16 protein-coding genes are annotated in these 17,029 nt (G+C 61.6%); 11 read left to right on the top strand and 5 right to left on the bottom strand.

Annotated features, from left to right (window positions below; all coding sequences use genetic code 11):
• Positions 1–160: 160 nt before the first annotated feature.
• Complete coding sequence (gene guaD / locus UB90_RS04115; RefSeq protein ID WP_065326274.1) at positions 161–1,465, bottom strand: guanine deaminase; 1,305 nt, start codon at positions 1,463–1,465, stop codon at positions 161–163.
• Positions 1,466–1,594: 129 nt separating this feature from the next.
• Entirely contained in the window at positions 1,595–2,854 is a 1,260-nt protein-coding gene (locus UB90_RS04110) for a urate hydroxylase PuuD (RefSeq protein WP_009175770.1), read from the bottom strand.
• Between the two features lie 109 nt (positions 2,855–2,963).
• Between UB90_RS04110 and UB90_RS04105 the strand changes: the two genes are divergently transcribed.
• Entirely contained in the window at positions 2,964–3,878 is a 915-nt protein-coding gene (locus UB90_RS04105; protein WP_065326273.1) for a LysR family transcriptional regulator, read from the top strand.
• 60 nt (positions 3,879–3,938) lie between these two features.
• On the opposite strand, the gene uraH is transcribed toward UB90_RS04105, so the two are convergent.
• Positions 3,939–4,295, bottom strand: a complete 357-nt coding sequence (gene uraH, locus UB90_RS04100; protein WP_009175763.1) for a hydroxyisourate hydrolase — start codon at positions 4,293–4,295, stop codon at positions 3,939–3,941.
• A 198-nt stretch (positions 4,296–4,493) separates the two neighbouring features.
• On the opposite strand from uraH, the gene puuE reads away from it, so the two are divergent.
• The 3 genes from puuE (at position 4,494) to UB90_RS04085 (ending at position 7,930) form a co-directional block, all read left to right on the top strand.
• Positions 4,494–5,909: an allantoinase PuuE gene (puuE, locus tag UB90_RS04095; protein WP_065326272.1), complete on the top strand. Its 1,416-nt coding sequence runs from the start codon at positions 4,494–4,496 to the stop codon at positions 5,907–5,909.
• A complete protein-coding gene (locus UB90_RS04090) occupies positions 5,906–6,412 on the top strand; it encodes an ureidoglycolate lyase (RefSeq protein WP_065326271.1) in 507 nt (168 codons plus the stop codon). Before puuE ends, UB90_RS04090 begins: the two co-directional genes overlap by 4 nt.
• Positions 6,413–6,490: 78 nt before the next feature.
• Positions 6,491–7,930: a uracil-xanthine permease family protein gene (locus tag UB90_RS04085; protein WP_065326270.1), complete on the top strand. Its 1,440-nt coding sequence runs from the start codon at positions 6,491–6,493 to the stop codon at positions 7,928–7,930.
• 69 nt (positions 7,931–7,999) lie between these two features.
• On the opposite strand, the gene UB90_RS04080 is transcribed toward UB90_RS04085, so the two are convergent.
• On the bottom strand, positions 8,000–8,830 hold the full coding sequence (locus UB90_RS04080) for a bifunctional allantoicase/(S)-ureidoglycine aminohydrolase (RefSeq protein WP_065326269.1): 831 nt from the start codon (positions 8,828–8,830) through the stop codon (positions 8,000–8,002).
• Positions 8,831–9,040: 210 nt separating this feature from the next.
• On the opposite strand from UB90_RS04080, the gene UB90_RS04075 reads away from it, so the two are divergent.
• A complete protein-coding gene (locus UB90_RS04075) occupies positions 9,041–10,309 on the top strand; it encodes a glycerate kinase type-2 family protein (RefSeq protein WP_065326268.1) in 1,269 nt (422 codons plus the stop codon).
• Here UB90_RS04075 and hpaR read toward each other — a convergent pair.
• On the bottom strand, positions 10,306–10,740 hold the full coding sequence (gene hpaR / locus UB90_RS04070) for a homoprotocatechuate degradation operon regulator HpaR (RefSeq protein ID WP_005659260.1): 435 nt from the start codon (positions 10,738–10,740) through the stop codon (positions 10,306–10,308). The genes UB90_RS04075 and hpaR overlap by 4 nt on opposite strands.
• A 128-nt stretch (positions 10,741–10,868) precedes the next feature.
• On the opposite strand from hpaR, the gene UB90_RS04065 reads away from it, so the two are divergent.
• The 6 genes from UB90_RS04065 (at position 10,869) to hpaH (ending at position 17,018) form a co-directional block, all read left to right on the top strand.
• The gene (locus tag UB90_RS04065; RefSeq protein WP_065326267.1) at positions 10,869–11,270 is read left to right on the top strand and encodes a 5-carboxymethyl-2-hydroxymuconate Delta-isomerase; all 402 of its coding nucleotides are present in this window, start codon (positions 10,869–10,871) and stop codon (positions 11,268–11,270) included.
• Positions 11,267–12,778: a 5-carboxymethyl-2-hydroxymuconate semialdehyde dehydrogenase gene (gene hpaE / locus UB90_RS04060; RefSeq protein WP_065326266.1), complete on the top strand. Its 1,512-nt coding sequence runs from the start codon at positions 11,267–11,269 to the stop codon at positions 12,776–12,778. The genes UB90_RS04065 and hpaE overlap by 4 nt, the downstream gene beginning before the upstream one ends.
• Before the next feature lie 98 nt (positions 12,779–12,876).
• Positions 12,877–13,857 carry a 3,4-dihydroxyphenylacetate 2,3-dioxygenase gene (gene hpaD, locus UB90_RS04055; protein ID WP_065326265.1) on the top strand — a complete coding sequence of 327 codons (981 nt, stop codon included), beginning with the start codon at positions 12,877–12,879 and terminating at the stop codon, positions 13,855–13,857.
• A gap of 94 nt (positions 13,858–13,951) precedes the next feature.
• Complete coding sequence (locus UB90_RS04050) at positions 13,952–15,364, top strand: pyridoxal phosphate-dependent decarboxylase family protein (protein ID WP_065326264.1); 1,413 nt, start codon at positions 13,952–13,954, stop codon at positions 15,362–15,364.
• A complete protein-coding gene (locus UB90_RS04045) occupies positions 15,364–16,221 on the top strand; it encodes a fumarylacetoacetate hydrolase family protein (RefSeq protein WP_065326263.1) in 858 nt (285 codons plus the stop codon). Before UB90_RS04050 ends, UB90_RS04045 begins: the two co-directional genes overlap by 1 nt.
• Entirely contained in the window at positions 16,218–17,018 is an 801-nt protein-coding gene (hpaH, locus tag UB90_RS04040) for a 2-oxo-hept-4-ene-1,7-dioate hydratase (RefSeq protein WP_065326262.1), read from the top strand. The genes UB90_RS04045 and hpaH overlap by 4 nt, the downstream gene beginning before the upstream one ends.
• Positions 17,019–17,029 lie beyond the last annotated feature (11 nt).

The following is a 17,029-nucleotide window of genomic DNA, read 5'->3' as shown; positions in this document are numbered from 1 at the left end:
ATCCCAACCCAACCCCCACTTCCCCCCAGCCTCGGCCGTGGAATCAAACAAGATCCCCCCGGAATCACACCAAAGCCCCCGACTCAAAACCACAAACCAAAACGGGCGCAGAGGAAAAAACCGCCGCGCCCGTCACATTCCATAGATACCTTGCTGGACGTCAGCTCCGTGGCTTCATCGCCTCGCCCGCCACATAGGTCTCTGCCACGGCGCGGTCATCGCCGAGCATCTGCAGGATGAACAGCTCTTCGCTTAGCGAGGTTGCCGCCTCTGCCCTCAGCGCCATTGCCGGGGTGGCTTTTGCATTCAGCACCACGATGTCGGCCTCCGTTCCAGCATCCAAGGTGCCGATCTGATCCACCTGCCCCAGCACCTCGGCATTGCCACGGGTGATCCAATGAAAGGCGCGCAGCGGGTGCAGCTTCTGGTTCTGCAACTGGAGGATCTTGTAGCCCTCATTCAGGGTCTGCAGCATCGAGTAGCTGGTGCCCGCGCCAATATCGGTGGCGATGCCATTGAGAATGCCCCTAGCGCGCAGGCCCGCATCATCGAACAGACCGCTGCCGAGGAACAGATTGGACGTCGGGCAAAACACCGGTTTGCCCCCGGTTGCGGCCAGAAGCTCAATCTCGCGCGGCTCCAGATGGATCGCATGCCCCAGCAGGGTCTTATCACTGACAAGCCCGTAGCGTTCATAGATGCCCAGATAGTCCGGCGCATCCGGGTAGAGGCTGAGGGTAAAGTCGATCTCGTCGCGGTTCTCAGACAGATGCGTCTGCACATAGGCGTCGGGGTGTTCGGCCACCAAGGCCCCGGCGGCCTCCAGTTGTGCGGGCGTCGAGGTAATCGCGAACCGAGGCGAAATCGCGTATGACCCCCGCCCCTTGCCGTGCCAGCGCTCGATCAGCGCCTTGGTCTCGTCATAGCCCCGCTGCGCCGTATCAGTCAGACCCTCGGGTGCATTGCGGTCCATCATCACCTTGCCGCCGATCATCCGCATATTGCGGCGGGCGGCTTCGGCGAAATAGGCGTCGGCCGAGGTGGGGTGCACGGAACAGAAGGCCACCGCCGTGGTGGTGCCATGGCCCAGGATCAGATCGAAAAACCCGCGGGCCATCCGCTCCGCGTGCGCAGGGTCTGCAAACTGCACCTCCGCAGGGAATGTATAGGTGTTGAGCCAATCGAGCAGCTGTTCGCCCCAAGAGGCCACCACCTGCACCTGTGGGAAATGCAGATGCAGATCAATAAAGCCGGGCATCAGGAGATGCGGGCGATGATCCACCACCTCGGCCTCGGGGGCCTCGCGCACAATATCGCTGTACGCGCCATGGGCCGTGATGCGACCCTCTCGGATCAGGATCGCGCCATCTTCGCGATAGCTATAGGCGGCGGTATCCTCGGGGCCGGTGGGCTCGGCGTGAAAGCTTAGCGTGCGGCCACGCAGGATTTTGGCAACAGCGGACATTCGGCTCGCCTTTCGTCAGATATAGAAAGAGTAACAGCCCCGGCCACACCGCACGCGCGGTGTCTGGCCCGGCGGGCGTCGGATGGGCGCAGGATTAGGGGCGGGCGCAGCCCCGGCCTCGGGGGTGGCTCAGTTGCCCGCCATATAGAAGGGCAGATCTTTTGCGCCATCGGCATACCATTTGCGGATCAGCGCGCGTTCTTCGTCTTCCATATAGGTCACATTGGCGGGCGGCATTGCGTGGGTCGCGCCAGCCTGCAAGTAAATCTGACGCGCGTATTTGGCGACATCCGCTGGGGTCTCCAGCAGCACGTTCTTGGGCGCACGGCGGATACCGTCATAATAAGGCTCGCGCGAGTGGCACATGGCGCAGCGCCCCGGCACCGTATTCATCACATCCTCAAAATGTTCCGAGCCAGCAAAAGCCAGCTCGGTTTGGGTCAGCTCTCGTGCCTCGGATTCCTCATAGGTGTCCTGCACGAGGGGGGCTTGGCTCAATGCCATGATGGCGATGAACAACAGGATGGTCACGGGCCAGGTCCAGGTCGGGTTGCCGGTGCCAGCGTGGCAGGTGTTGAAGTAATGACGGATCGTCACCCCCATCAGGAACACCAGCGCTGCGATCAGCCAGTTATACTCGGTGGCAAAGGCCAGCGGGTAGTGGTTGGACAGCATTAGGAAGATCACCGGCAAGGTCAGATAGTTGTTATGGGTCGAGCGCAGCTTGGCGATCTTGCCATACTTTGCATCCGGCGTGCGGCCTTCCTGCAGGTCTTTCACCACGATGCGCTGGTTCGGCATGATAATAAAGAACACATTGGCCGTCATGATGGTGGCAGTAAAGGCCCCCAGATGCAGCATCACCGCGCGTCCCGTGAAGATCTGATTATACCCATAGCCCATGGCCACCAGCAGCACGAACAGCAACACCATCAGCAGCGTCGGCTTCTCGCCCAAGGGCGATTTGCACAGGAAATCATAGACCAGCCAGCCCACGCTGAGCGATGCGCCCGAAATCAGGATGCCCTGCCAGAGCGCCAGATCGGCCTTTCCAGCGTCGATCAGATAGAGCTCACCGCCCGCCCAATAGACGATCATCAACAGGCCAGCGCCAGAGAGCCACGTGGCGTAGCTCTCCCATTTGAACCAGATCAGATGGTCCGGCATGTTCGCAGGCGCCACCAGATATTTCTGGATGTGGTAAAAACCACCGCCATGCACCTGCCATTCTTCGCCATGGGCACCGACCGGCAAATGCGGGACTTTCCGCAGCCCCAGATCAAGCGCCACAAAATAAAAGGACGATCCGATCCAGGCGATGGCGGTGATGACGTGTAGCCAGCGGACGGCAAAGGCAAGCCAGTCCCACATGATTACAAGCTCTTGCATAGCTCACTCCTTGCGCGTTTGCCCTGACCCTAGGCGAGCGGGTTATTTTCGTGTATCAGGAAAAAATTCCAAGCTGCTTCAAACATAAGCTAACAATGAAATCCCCGTCATGGCCTATCTGAACAATATCCGCACTTTCGTCCGCGTCTATGAGCTCGGCAATATGTCCGCCGCAGCGCGGGATATGCGCATTTCTGCCGCCGTGGCCTCGTCGCGGATTTCCCAGCTCGAAGAACACCTGAAAGTGCGCCTGTTCCAGCGCACCACCCGGCTGCTGCACCCCACGGAGCAGGGCCAGTTGTTCTATCATGGCGCGGTCAAGATCCTCGAAGCCGTCGAAGAGGCCGAGGCCGACATCTCCAATGTGACGCAGACCCCGCGCGGCACGCTCTATGTGGCCGCACCTTTGGGGGTCGGACAGCGGTTGATTGCCCCGGCGGTGCCGCAGTTCAACGCCGCCTACCCGCTCATTAACATTCGCCTGCGCCTGTCGGATCGCAAACTCGACCTCGCGGCCGAAGGGCTGGATGCGGCTTTCTTTCTGGGCCTGCCCGAAGATTCCAACCTCAAGATCCGTAAAATCACCGATTGTCCGCGCGTGCTCTGCGCATCGCCCGCCTATATCAAGGCGCGCGGCATGCCGACATCCAGCGCCGAGCTGAAAACCGAAGCCCATGATTGCCTCAACCTGCGCTATCCCGGCGCGCCGGAATTTCAGTGGCCCCTGCACGGTCCCGAAGGCATCCGCCGGGTCGCTGTTTCAGGCCCTTATGAATCAGACCACGGCGATGTGCTCACCCAATGGGCGCTGGACGGCCATGGGATCATCCTGAAACCGGTGTTTGAAATCTCCGAGCATCTCGCTTCCGGTCGCTTGGTCCCGGTGCTGCCGGACGAGCCGCCCGCCACCATTCAGATGGCCTGTCTTTATATGCACCGCCGCCATCAGGACCCCAAGGTACGGTTATTCCTTGATTTCATGGTGGACCACATCCTTGCATCTCTTCCGGCGAATGCCGCCTGAGCCATGAAAAAGGGCAGCACCTTGCGGCCTGCCCTTCATCTTTTCCCAAATACCTATGCGTCAGCTGCCGCGATAGGTGGAATACCCATAGGGCGACAGCAGAAGCGGCACATGATAGTGGCTCTCGGCCTCGCTCATGCCGAACCGGATCGGCACTTGGTCCAGAAACAGCGGATCATCTCCCGCCTGACCCGAGGCGCGCAGATAATCCCCACAGAAGAAAATCAGCTCATACGTGCCGGTCGCGAAGGTCTCGGCAGGCAGAATCGGGGTATCGGTGCGCCCGTCGGCGTTGGTCACGGTCTCCGCGATCTTCTTATGAGAATTACCGCTCACCTTATATAGCGCGATCTTGATGCCCTCCGCAGGGCACCCCCGCGCCGTGTCCAGAACATGTGTGGTCAGATATCCGCTCATCTGTTGCCTTTCCTCTCAGACCCTTGGGCGCGCTGCCCCTTGGCCGATCATATGCTGCTGAATTTGCCGCCATATTGCGCCCGCGCTGCCCGAGATGCACGCACGAGCATCAAACAGCACTTTCAAAAATTGCGGTAAAGCCCAAGGACCATTTCCTATGTATAACAATGAAACGACAAATAAACCGGAGACTCGCAATTGACACGCTATCCCCGCGATATGCGTGGATATGGGGCGCAGGCCCCTCATCCCGCTTGGCCCAATTCCGCAAAGATCGCCGTCCAGTTCGTGCTGAACTACGAAGAAGGTGGCGAGAACTGCACCCTGCACGGCGATGCGGCCTCCGAGGCATTCCTCTCTGACATCCCCGGTGCGGCGCAATGGCCCGCCCAGCGCCACTGGAATATGGAATCGATTTATGAATATGGCGCGCGCGCAGGCTTTTGGCGTCTGCACCGCCTGTTCACAGGCGCTGGTATCCCGCTGACCATCTATGGCGTCGCCACTGCCCTTGCCCGCAGCCCCGAACAGCTGCAGGCGATGAAGGACGCAGATTGGGAAATCGCCTCCCACGGCCTCAAATGGGTCGAACATAAGGACATGCCCGAGGCCGAAGAACGCGCCGCCATCAAAGAGGCGATCCGCCTTCATACCGAGGTGGTCGGGGAGCGCCCGCGCGGCTGGTACACCGGGCGCTGCAGCGCCAATACCGTGCGCCTCGTGGCCGAGGAAGGCGGCTTTGATTACATCTCGGATACTTATGACGACGACCTGCCCTATTGGCTGGAAGTAGGCGACCGCGATCAGCTGATCATTCCTTACACGCTTGAGGCCAACGATATGCGCTTCGCCACGGCCCCCGGCTGGGTCACAGGCGAGGATTTCGGCAGCTATCTGACCGATGCCTTTGATGCGCTCTATGCCGAAGGCGACGCAGGCGCGCCCAAGATGATGACCATCGGCTTGCATTGCCGTCTGGTGGGACGTCCGGGCAAGATCGCCGCGCTCAAACGCTTTATCGATCATGTCCAGAGCCACGAGGGCGTCTGGTGCCCGCGCCGTCTGGAGATCGCTGAACATTGGGCCAGCACCCACCCCCATCAGCGTCGCACCCGTCCCAGCCAAATGGACCGCGAGACATTTGTGGCCACATATGGGTCGATCTTTGAACATTCCCCCTGGATTGCGGATCGCGCCTTTGATCTCGAACTTGGCCCGGCGCATGACTGCGCGGCGGGTGTGCACAACGCACTGTGCCGCATGTTCCGCACCGCAAGCGAGGAAGAGCGCCTCGGCGTGCTGACAGCGCACCCCGATCTTGCGGGTAAGCTCGCCGCAGCCGGTCGCCTAACGGCCGAGAGCACCTCGGAACAAGCCAGCGCCGGGTTGAACCTCTTGACCGACGAAGAACGCGAGACGTTCACCGCGCTCAACACCACATATGTGGAAAAACACGGCTTTCCCTTCATCATCGCGGTGCGCGACCACGATAAGGCCTCGATCATGGCGGCTTTTCAGCGCCGCATCGACAATGACCGCGCCACGGAATTTGCCGAAGCCTGCAAACAGGTCGAACGCATCGCCCAGTTCCGCCTGATGGATATCCTGCCATGAGCCGCGCGCTTATTGCCCGCCCCCTGACCGCCGAGGCGTTTGCCCCTTTTGGTGATGTGCTGGTGCCCAAGGCGCAGCCGGACAAGATCATCAATCAGGGCAAATGTGGCCGTCACCATGATCTGGCGCAGTTGGATTTTGCGCAGGGTCGTGCCGGCATCAGCCTCTTTGTCTCCGAAGCGCGCCACCTGCCCTACACCGTGGATCTGGTGGAGCGTCACCCCGAAGGCAGTCAGGCTTTCGTGCCCCTTGATGGGGTGCCGATGATCGTGATCGTCGCCCCCGATGTGGGCGGCACACCCGGCACGCCATTGGCCTTCCTGAGCCAGCCGGGCCAGTCGATCAACCTGCATCGCGGTGTCTGGCACGGCGTACTCGCGCCGTTTGAAGCCCCCGGCCAATATATTGTCGTCGACCGGATCGGCGATGGCACCAACCTCGAAGAACACTGGTTTGATGACCCGTGGATCGTCACCGAGATCACATTGGACGCGGAGAACTAGCCTCCGATCTCGCAATCCGGATCATCCCGACCCGCCAAATGAGGCCGGGAGATTCCCCCAACCAACAGGGAACAGAAAATGTCTGATACGTCTATCGGGACGCCGGAGCAGCTCCGCGATCCCGACTATATGCCCCCATTGGGCAAAGCCATCCCGCTGGGCATCCAGCATGTGCTGGCGATGTTCGTCTCTAACGTAACACCTGCCATCATCGTGGCCGGGGCGGCCGGGTTTGGGTTTGGCTCCAACTCCCCCGACTTTCCAGAACTCCTCTACCTGATCCAGATGTCGATGCTCTTTGCCGGTATCGCCACCTTGTTTCAGACTTTCTCTGTTGGCCCTGTCGGGGCGAAACTGCCGATTGTGCAGGGCACATCTTTTGCCTTCCTGCCAATCATGATCCCGCTGGTGGCGGGCAAAGGCGTCGATGGGCTGGCCGCACTCTTTGGCGGGGTTCTTATCGGCGGCCTGTTCCACGCCTGTCTCGGCCTTGTGATTGGCAAGATCCGCTTTGCCCTGCCCCCCCTTGTGACCGGTCTTGTGGTCACCATGATCGGTCTGGCACTGGTCAAGGTCGGCATCCAATACGCCGCCGGTGGTGTTCCCGCCATTGGCACCCCTGAATATGGCTCATTGCTGAACTGGTCAGCGGCGATTGTGGTGATCGTGGTCACGCTGGGGCTGAAGTTCTTCACCCGTGGCATGCTCTCTGTGGCAGCGGTGCTCTTGGGGTTGATTGTCGGCTACATCTACGCGCTGATGGTTGGCATCCTGAGCTTTGACTCCATCGCAGGCAGCTGGAGCAACGCCGCCGCCTTTGCGCTGCCGCAGCCGTTTAAATACGGGTTTGAGTTCTCCTTTGCCGCCATCTTGGGCTTCTGCCTGATGGCCTTTGTCTCCGCCGTCGAAACCGTAGGCGATGTCTCTGGCATCACCAAAGGCGGTGCGGGGCGCGAAGCCACCGACAAGGAGATCGAAGGCGCAACCTTTGCCGATGGGTTTGGCTCCGCCCTTGCGGGCGCATTTGGCGCGATGCCCAACACTTCCTTCAGCCAGAACGTGGGCCTGATTGCCATGACCGGCGTCATGAGCCGCCACGTGGTCACCTGCGGGGCGATCTTCCTGATCATCTGCGGCCTCATCCCCAAGGTCGGCGCCGTAATCCGCACCGTCCCGATTGAGGTTCTCGGCGGCGGCGTCATCGTGATGTTCGGCATGGTGGTCGCAGCCGGTATCTCGATCCTGTCGGATGTGGACTGGAACCGGCGCAATATGGTGATCTTTGCGATCTCGCTCTCCGTCGGGCTTGGCCTGCAACTGGAACCGGGCGCGCTTCAGCATATGCCCGACACCGCGCGCATCCTGCTGACCAGCGGCCTGTTGCCCGCCGCCGTGATCTCTATCGTGTTGAACCTGATCCTGCCCGAAGAGCTGGCGGACGAGTCGACCGAAGAAGTCTCCGGCGGCATGTCGGGCCACTCCAAAGGCTCGCTCGGGACCTCGCGCGACGCGCATTGAGAGGCACCAGAATAACAGCAAAAGGGCCGCATCGCGCGGCCCTTTTTCCGTTTAATAACCTGTCTGCCTTCAGCGCAATGGCGAAAGCGGCATGTGGCGGTTCACATCCTTATAGAGCAGATAGCGGAACTTGCCCGGCCCGCCCGCATAACAGGCCTGCGGGCAGAAGGCGCGCAGCCACATATAATCGCCCGCTTCCACCTCGACCCAATCCTGATTGAGCCGGTAAACCGCCTTGCCTTCCAACACATAGAGCCCATGCTCCATCACATGCGTCTCAGCAAAGGGAATGACCGCGCCCGGCTCAAAGGTAACAATCGTCACATGCATGTCGTGACGCAGGTCAGCCGGATCAACAAAGCGCGACGTGGCCCATTTGCCCTCAGTGCCGGGCATCGCCGTGGGTGTCACATCCTGCTCATTGGTCACAAAGGCGTCTGGCTGATCCAGCCCCTCCACCGCCTGATAAGCCTTGCGCACCCAGTGAAACCGCACCGGCGCATCGCTTGTGTTCTTCAGCGTCCAATCTGAGGCGGGCGGCACAAAGGCATAGCCCCCCTCACTCATCTGATGCGCTGTCCCATCAATGGTCAGCTCCATCTGGCCCTCGACCACGAACAGCACCGCCTCAACGCCGGTTTCGGTTTCAGGCCGTGTGGAGCCACCACCGGGCAGCACCTCGGCGATATAGTGCGAAAACGTCTCGGCAAATCCCGACAGGGGCCGCGCGATCACCCAGAACCGCGCCTTGTCCCAGAACGGCAAAAGGCTGGTGACGATATCGCTGTTGGTGCCCTTCGGGATCACCGCATAAGCCTCGGTAAACATCGCCCGGTCCGTCAGGAGCTGGGTCTGCGGCGGCAGCCCCCCGTGGGGCGCGTAATAGGTGGGTTTTGTCATCGCATAACCTTCTTGAAATCTCTGTGCCCATCAAACCGTGCCGACGGCGTTAGGCCAATGCCTATGATGGCCCCTTTCGCATGAAGGATTATATGGCTCGATTTGAAAGCCGCGCGGCTTGTGCCCTCATATCTTGCGCCAACCTGCCATTGACCCGCACAAAAAGAGCCGCGCAATATGGCGCAACTTTCACCATAAAAGGGGCCGCTGATGACCCACAGCCTGCAACAGACCGCGCTGGAGCTTTTTCAATCGGCCATTGACCGCGCCGATCCTGCCGCCGCCGTGCAAGCCCAACTCAGCGCAGAGCCACTTGCCCCGCTTGCGCCGGGTGGCCGCCGCGTCGTGATTGCGGTGGGCAAAGCCGCTGTTCCGATGATGCGCGCGGCGCTTGCCGCCCTGCCCGACGCGCCGTCCGAGGCTCTTGTCATCACCAACCCCGAAAACCGCGCAGACGTGCCCGGTGCCGAGGTGATCACAGGCGCGCACCCGGTTCCCGATCAGACCAGTGCGGCAGCAGGGGCGCGGGTGCTCACTCTCGTCCAAGATCTCAACGCATCAGATCAACTCTTTATGCTGATTTCAGGTGGCGGCTCGGCGCTGATGGTGGCCCCCGCCCCTGGCCTGACCCTCGCGGATAAGGCTCGTGTGAATGAGGCTCTGCTGGCCTCGGGCCTCGACATCAACCGGATGAACCTGATCCGTCAGTCCCTCTCGGATCTCAAAGGGGGCGGTCTCTGCCGCGCCGCCGCCCCGGCCCGCGTCACCGCCTTCATTCTGTCGGATGTCATTGGCGACGATCTACGTGCCATTGCCTCTGGCCCCACGGTTGCCCCCTTGGGCAGCAGAGGTGACGCCCGCGCCTTGCTGCAGTCCGAGGGGCTCTGGGACCAGCTCCCCGCTGCGGTTCAGGCGCATCTCAACACCCCGGAGGGCAGCGCCAAAACACCCCCTGCACAGAATGTCCTGATCGGCTCCAATCGTTTCAGCCTTGAGGCGATGCGCGACCGGGCCAAGGCCGCAGGCTGGCATGTCCCCGATCTGGTGGATGATCTCACCGGCGATGTGTCAGACGCCGCCCAACGCATTCTCGATGTTGCAACATCCACCACCACAGACCGCCCCACCGCGTATCTGTTTGGCGGTGAGACCACGGTGCGCCTGACTGGAACGGGGCGCGGCGGGCGCAATCAGGAACTTGCGCTGAGGATCGCGCAGGCGGCAGATAAGCTTCCGGGCGAGTGGGTCTTTCTTTCAGGCGGCACAGATGGCCGCGACGGGCCCACGGATGCGGCCGGTGGCCTTGTCACGCTGCAAACATGGGGGGCGATCACCGCCTCAGGTGCCGACCCAGCGGCACTCTTGGCAAATAACGACAGCTACGCCGCCCTCAAAGCCGCAGATGCTTTGGTAACGGTCGGTGGCACGGGCACCAATGTCGCCGATGTGCAGATCCTGCTGATGCGGCCCACTGCCTAGAGATCAAGCCCGTTCAGCTTGCGCAACAGATCCAGCAGAGCCTCATAATCCTCTGTCCCCATCTTCTCGCGCGTGCGCTCAATCAGGGCGAGGCTGGCATCGATGTTTTCCTCGATCACCCGCATGCCAGACTCGGTCAGCGTGATCACCTGCCGCCGCCGGTCGGTCTCGTCGCGCGCGCGGTCAATCAGACCCTTTTCCTGCAGTTTTTGCAAAATCCGCGTCAGACTCGGCAACAACAGGCAGGCCTGATCGGCAATCTGCGTCGGGTCGATCGGGCCACTTTCCTGCACCACCCGCAACACGCGCCATTGTTGCTCGGTCAGATCCTGTCCGTTCAACAACTGTCGCACCGGCCCCATCACCCGTTCGCGCGCGCGCAACAAAGCAATAGGCAAAGATCGATCGGTTCTGGGCAATGCATGTGTCATGCTCCCCTGTATCGCCGCCAAACCCTGCCTTGGCAATCACTTATCAAAGTTAAGTATTTTTCAAGGCACCCGTTGACAGGGATGCCGCACAAACATAACATGTTAAGCAGTTTGGGAGGAGGACCCGAATGCCCCATATCACCTTGGACTACGCGCCCCGGCTGGCGCAGCTTATCGACATGCAAGGCCTGTGCGATCACATCCGCCGCGCCGCCATCGACACCGGCACCGGCATTCTGCCCATGGCGGGCGTGCGGGTGCGCGCTTTTGCCGCCGACTATATCAGCATCGCCGATGGCAACCCAGACCACATGTATCTTGATATCTCGGTGCGCCTGCGCGGCGGTCGCCCGCTGGAGGCCCGCAAGGCCGCCACCCAACAGATCTTTGACGCCGCCCGCGCCTTCCTCGCGCCCGCGATGGAAACCCACCCCATCGCGCTGTCGCTGGAGATGCGCGACATCGACCCCGAGCTTTCCCCCAAATGCGGCACCATCCGCGACCATCTGAGCACAGGAGACCCCGCATGAGCGACCTCGCCTCCAACCTCGACAAACTCGCAGGTTTTCTTGAAAAACACCGGGCCTCCGGCATCACCAACCTGATCAACGGCGAGGCCCGCCCCGCCGCCTCTGGCCAGACGTTCGCGACGACCTCACCTGTCGATGAAAGCGTGATCTGCTCTGTTGCCCGCGGTGGCGCAGACGACATTGATGCCGCCGCAAAGGCCGCCAAAGCCGCCTTCCCCGCTTGGCGCGACCTGCCTGCGAGTGAACGCAAGGCGATCCTGCACCGCATCGCCGATGGCATTGTGGAGCGGGCCGAGGAAATCGCGCTCTGCGAGTGCTGGGATACCGGTCAGGCGCTGCGCTTCATGTCCAAGGCCGCCCTGCGCGGTGCTGAGAATTTCCGTTTCTTTGCCGACCGTGCGCTCTCGGCCCGCGATGGCCAGATGCTACCCTCGCCCACACTGATGAACGTCACCACCCGCGTGCCCATCGGCCCCGTCGGTGTCATCACGCCGTGGAACACGCCCTTTATGCTCTCGACGTGGAAGATCGCGCCCGCCCTCGCCGCAGGCTGCACCGTGGTCCATAAACCGGCAGAGTTCTCGCCCCTCACCGCCCGCATCCTTGCCGAGATTGCCCATGACGCAGGCTTGCCCGCAGGGGTCTGGAACCTCGTCAATGGCCTCGGCGAAGAGGCTGGCAAGGCGCTCACCGAACACCCCGACATCAAGGCCATCGCCTTTGTCGGCGAAAGCAAAACCGGCTCGATGATCATGGCCCAAGGCGCGCCGACCCTGAAACGGGTGCATTTTGAGCTCGGCGGCAAAAACCCGGTGGTGGTCTTTGACGACGCCGATCTGAACCGCGCGCTCGATGCCGCGATCTTCATGATCTATTCTCTGAACGGCGAACGCTGCACATCTTCCTCGCGCCTGCTCATTCAGGACAGCATTGCCGAGGACTTTGAGACCAAACTGATCCAACGTGTAAACAGCATCAAGGTCGGCCACCCGCTTGATCCCAAAACCGAGGTCGGCCCCCTCATTCACAAGGTCCATTTCGACAAGGTGACCTCCTATTTCGACATCGCGCGGCAGGACGGCGCAACCGTCGCCGCAGGCGGCAGCCGCCACGGCGACACCGGCTGGTTTGTGACGCCCACGCTCTTCACCGGGGCGACCAATCAGATGACCATCGCCCGCGAGGAAATCTTCGGCCCGGTCCTCACCGCCATACGCTTCACCGACGAAGACGAGGCGCTGAACATCGCCAATGACACCCAATACGGGCTCACCGCCTATGTCTGGACCAACGATGTGACCCGCGCCATGCGCTTCACCAACCAGCTCGAGGCCGGGATGATCTGGGTGAACTCGGAAAACGTCCGCCACCTGCCAACCCCCTTTGGTGGCGTCAAAGCATCCGGCATCGGGCGTGACGGCGGCGACTGGAGTTTTGAGTTCTACATGGAACAAAAACACATCGGCTTTGCCACCGGACACCACAAGATCCCCCGCCTCGGCGCCTGAGGCCTTCAGATTCTCCCAAATACCCCGGGGAGCGCGAGGGGCAGAGCCCCTCGCATGTCGCCCTAACATTCGGCCTGTCCATTCGGAGGAGACCCGACATGCCCATTCCCGCAGCAAACCTCTATCCGCCCTTCAACATCACCCGCCTCAGCCATGTGGAATACGGCGTCACCGATCTTGCCGCCTCCCGCGCCTTCTACGTCGACATCCTCGGCTTGCAAGTGACCCACGAGGACCAGAGCCGCGTCTATCTGCGCGCGATGGAGGAACGTGGTCATCACTGCATCATCCTGCGCCAATCCGACACGGCGGGCGTCTCCTGCCTCGGCTTCAAACTTTTTGATACCCCCGAACTCGACAAGGCCGCCGCCTTCTTTGAGGGCAAGGGCCTGCCGGTGGAGTGGATCGAGCGCCCCTTCATGGGGCCAAGCTTCCGCACCCGCGATCCATGGGGTGTCCCGCTGGAGTTCTACGTCAAGATGGACCGCCTGCCCCCGATCCATCAGCAGTACAGGCTCTATAACGGCGTGAAACCGCTGCGCATCGACCACTTCAACATGTTCTCGGCCAATGTCGACGAGGCCATCGCCTTTTATGGCGAGATGGGGTTTCGCGTCACCGAATATACCGAAGATGACGAGTCCGGCCGCGTCTGGGCCGCATGGATGCACCGCAAGGGCGGCGTGCATGATGTGGCCTTCACCAATGGAACCGGCCCGCGTCTGCATCACACCGCCTTCTGGGTGCCAACCCCGCTCAACATCATCGATCTCCTCGATCTGATGTCGACCACCGGCTATGTCGCCAATATCGAACGCGGCCCCGGTCGCCACGGCATTTCCAACGCGTTTTTCCTGTATGTGCGCGACCCTGACGGCCACCGGATTGAGATCTATTGCTCGGACTATCAGACCTGCGACGCGGATCTGGAGCCGATCAAATGGTCCCTCACCGACCCGCAGCGCCAAACCCTGTGGGGCGAACCCGCACCGCGCAGTTGGTTCGAAGAAGGCTCGCTATTCGACGGCGCCGAAATCCGCGAAAGTGACCTCAAGGCACAGCCGATCATCGCGCCGTAAGAAGACAAAAGGACGGGCCCCTCCCGTTTTTCCGAAGGCAAACCTTTGGTTTGGCGGGGAGGGTCGGGCTTAAGCCCGGACAAGGGAGCACAAAATGAACTGGACCGATTTCGCCTCCTGGGGCCGCAAGGTCGCCGATTGGGCGCAGGATTATCACCTCACCGTGGGCGAGCGCCCGGTGCGCGCGCAGACCAAACCCGGTGATATGCTAAACGCCCTGCCCGAAACCCCGCCGGAACTGGGCGAGGGGATGGAGGCGATCTTTGCCGATTTTGAGGAAAAGGTGATGCCCGGCATCACCCATTGGCAGCACCCGCGCTTCTTTGCCTATTTCGCCTCCAACGCCGCCGCGCCCTCGGTGCTGGCAGAGTTCCTGACCTCCGCCATCGCCCCGCAATGTATGCTCTGGCAGACCTCTCCGGCGGCGACCGAGATGGAGACGCGGATGATGGACTGGCTGCGCCAATCCCTTGGCTTACCGAGCGAATTTCGCGGCGTCATTCAGGACAGCGCCTCCTCCGCCACCCTTGCCGCGGTGCTCACTATGCGCGAACGGGCCTTGAACTGGCAGGGCAACCAACAGGGGCTCGCGGGTCAGCCGACCTTGCGCGTCTATTGCTCGGTGGAGGTGCACACGTCGGTGGACCGTGCCATCTGGGTTGCGGGCATCGGTCAGGCCAACCTCGTGCGCGTGCCAATCAAAGGCGACTGGCGCGGCATGGACCCCGCCGCCCTTGACGCCGCCATTGAGGCCGACAAGGCCGCAGGGCTTCACCCCGCTGGCGTGATCCTCTGTGTGGGCGGCACCGGCACCGGCGCCACGGACCCCATCGCGGACTGCATCAAAGTGGCGCAAAATCACGGGCTTTACACCCATGTGGATGCCGCTTGGGCTGGTTCCGCGATGATCTGCCCGGAGTTTCGCGCCTATTGGCCGGGCATTGAGGGGGCGGACAGTATCGTCTTTAATCCGCACAAATGGCTCGGCGCGCAGTTTGATTGCTCGGCACATTTCCTGCGCAACGCGGATGATCTGGTGCGCACTCTCGCCATCAGCCCGGAGTACCTCAAGACACACGGTCACGACGGGATTATCAACTACTCGGAATGGTCGGTCCCCCTGGGCCGCCGCTTCCGCGCGCTGAAGATCTGGTTCCTGATCCGCACCTACGGCATTGAAGGATTGCGACAACGTATCCGCAATCACGTTGCATGGTCGCGCCAACTTCACGACGCGCTTGCGCAAGAGCCGGACTTTGAGATCGTCACCCCGCCGATGTGGTCGCTCTGGACCTTCCGCTACGCGCCTGATGGGGTCACGGATCTCGATGCGTTGAACCTTGAGCTGGTCAACAGGATCAACGACGATGGCCGCATCTACCTCACCCAGACCCGCGTTGATGGCGCGCTGGTGATCCGGTTTCAGGCGGGCGCGTTTGAAACCACCGAGGCTGACATCATGCGCGCCCATGATGTGATTACAGAACTTGCACGAGGACTGACCTGATGCGTTTTGCCACCTACACCACCGCCGCTGAAACCTTCTATGGCGTCATCACCGACGCGGGTGCAATCGCCCTCTCGCCAGAGTTCCCCGAGTGGCCCACCCTGCGGGAGGTTATTGAAAACAAGGGCCTCCATACCCTCGCCCAAACCGCGCAGGGGCGGGATGTGACACATCCACTCGACCAGATCACCTATCAGATTCCGGTGCCCCGCCCGGAAAAGATCATCTGCGTCGGCGTCAACTTCCCCAATCGCAACGAAGAATATAAGGACGGACAAGACGCCCCGCCGAACATGTCGCTGTTTCCGCGATTTGCGCGCAGCTTCACCGGGGCGGACCGCCCCCTGATCCGCCCGCCGGAAAGCCCGCAACTCGACTACGAGGGCGAGATCGCCATTGTCATCGGCAAGGGCGGACGCCGCATTCCTGAGGCAGACGCATATGACCATATCGCCGCGATAACCCTCTGTAATGAAGGCACAATTCGCGACTGGGTGCGCCATGCCAAATTCAACGTGACGCAGGGCAAGAACTGGGACAGCTCCGGTGCCATCGGCCCGTGGCTGGTGCCCTTTACCGCGCCAGCGCAGCTTGATGACGTGCGGATCACCACCAAGGTAAATGGCGAGCTGCGCCAGGATGATCGCACCTCCCGGATGCTGTTCCCGATCCGCCGTCAGATCGCCTATATCTCCACCTTTACCACTCTGGTTCCGGGCGACATCATCGTCACCGGCACCCCCACCGGCGCAGGCGCGCGGTTTGATCCGCCAAAGTTCCTCAAACCCGGCGACGTGATCGAGGTCGAGGGCGAAGGCATCGGCATTCTGCGCAACACCGTGGAGGATGAGGCATGACCCCGGATCAACACGCCGAGGCCGCCGCCCAGCTGCTGCGCGCCGAGGAGACAGGTCAGCAATGCGGGCTCTTGTCGCTCGCCTATCCGGGCATGACACTGGATGACGCCTATGCGGTGCAAAAGGCGCTGGTGGCGCAGAAACTGGCGCAAGGTCGCCGCAAAATCGGCTGGAAGATCGGCCTTACCAGCCGCGCCATGCAGCAGGCGCTGAATATCACCACGCCGGACTCGGGCGTGCTCCTTGATGATATGGTGTTTGAAAATACCAGCACCGTGCCAGCGGGGCGTTTTATCCAACCCCGCGTCGAGGCCGAGATCGCCTTCGTGATGAAATCCCCGCTTGCGGGCCGCGATTGCACCCGCGACGACATCCTGAAGGCCACCGACTATGTGGCCCCGTCGCTGGAGATCCTCGACACCCGCATCCTGCGCGCCGATCCCGCCACGGGACAGGCGCGCATCATCACCGACACCATCAGCGACAACGCCGCCAATGCGGGCATCGTGATGGGCGCGGCACAGCATCCGGTCGACGCCTTTGATCTGCGCCGCGTCGGCGCGATCCTGAAACGCGATAGCGTGGTGGAGGAAACCGGCCTAGGTGCAGGCGTGCTGGACGATCCGGTCACCTCCGTGTTGTGGCTCGCGCGGCGCATGGCGGACTATGGACAACAGATCGAGGCGGGCGATATCGTGCTGTCGGGGTCGTTCATTCGCCCTGTTGAGTGCCCCGCCGGCACAGAACTCCACGCCGATTTTGCCGATTTCGGCACCGTTGAAATTTCATTTCAGTAAAAGAGGTTAGA

It is taken from the genome of Tritonibacter mobilis (genome assembly GCF_001681715.1).
In the GTDB taxonomy this organism is placed as follows: Bacteria; Pseudomonadota; Alphaproteobacteria; order Rhodobacterales; family Rhodobacteraceae; genus Epibacterium; species Epibacterium mobile.
This window is presented reverse-complemented; position numbering and strand designations above follow the sequence as displayed.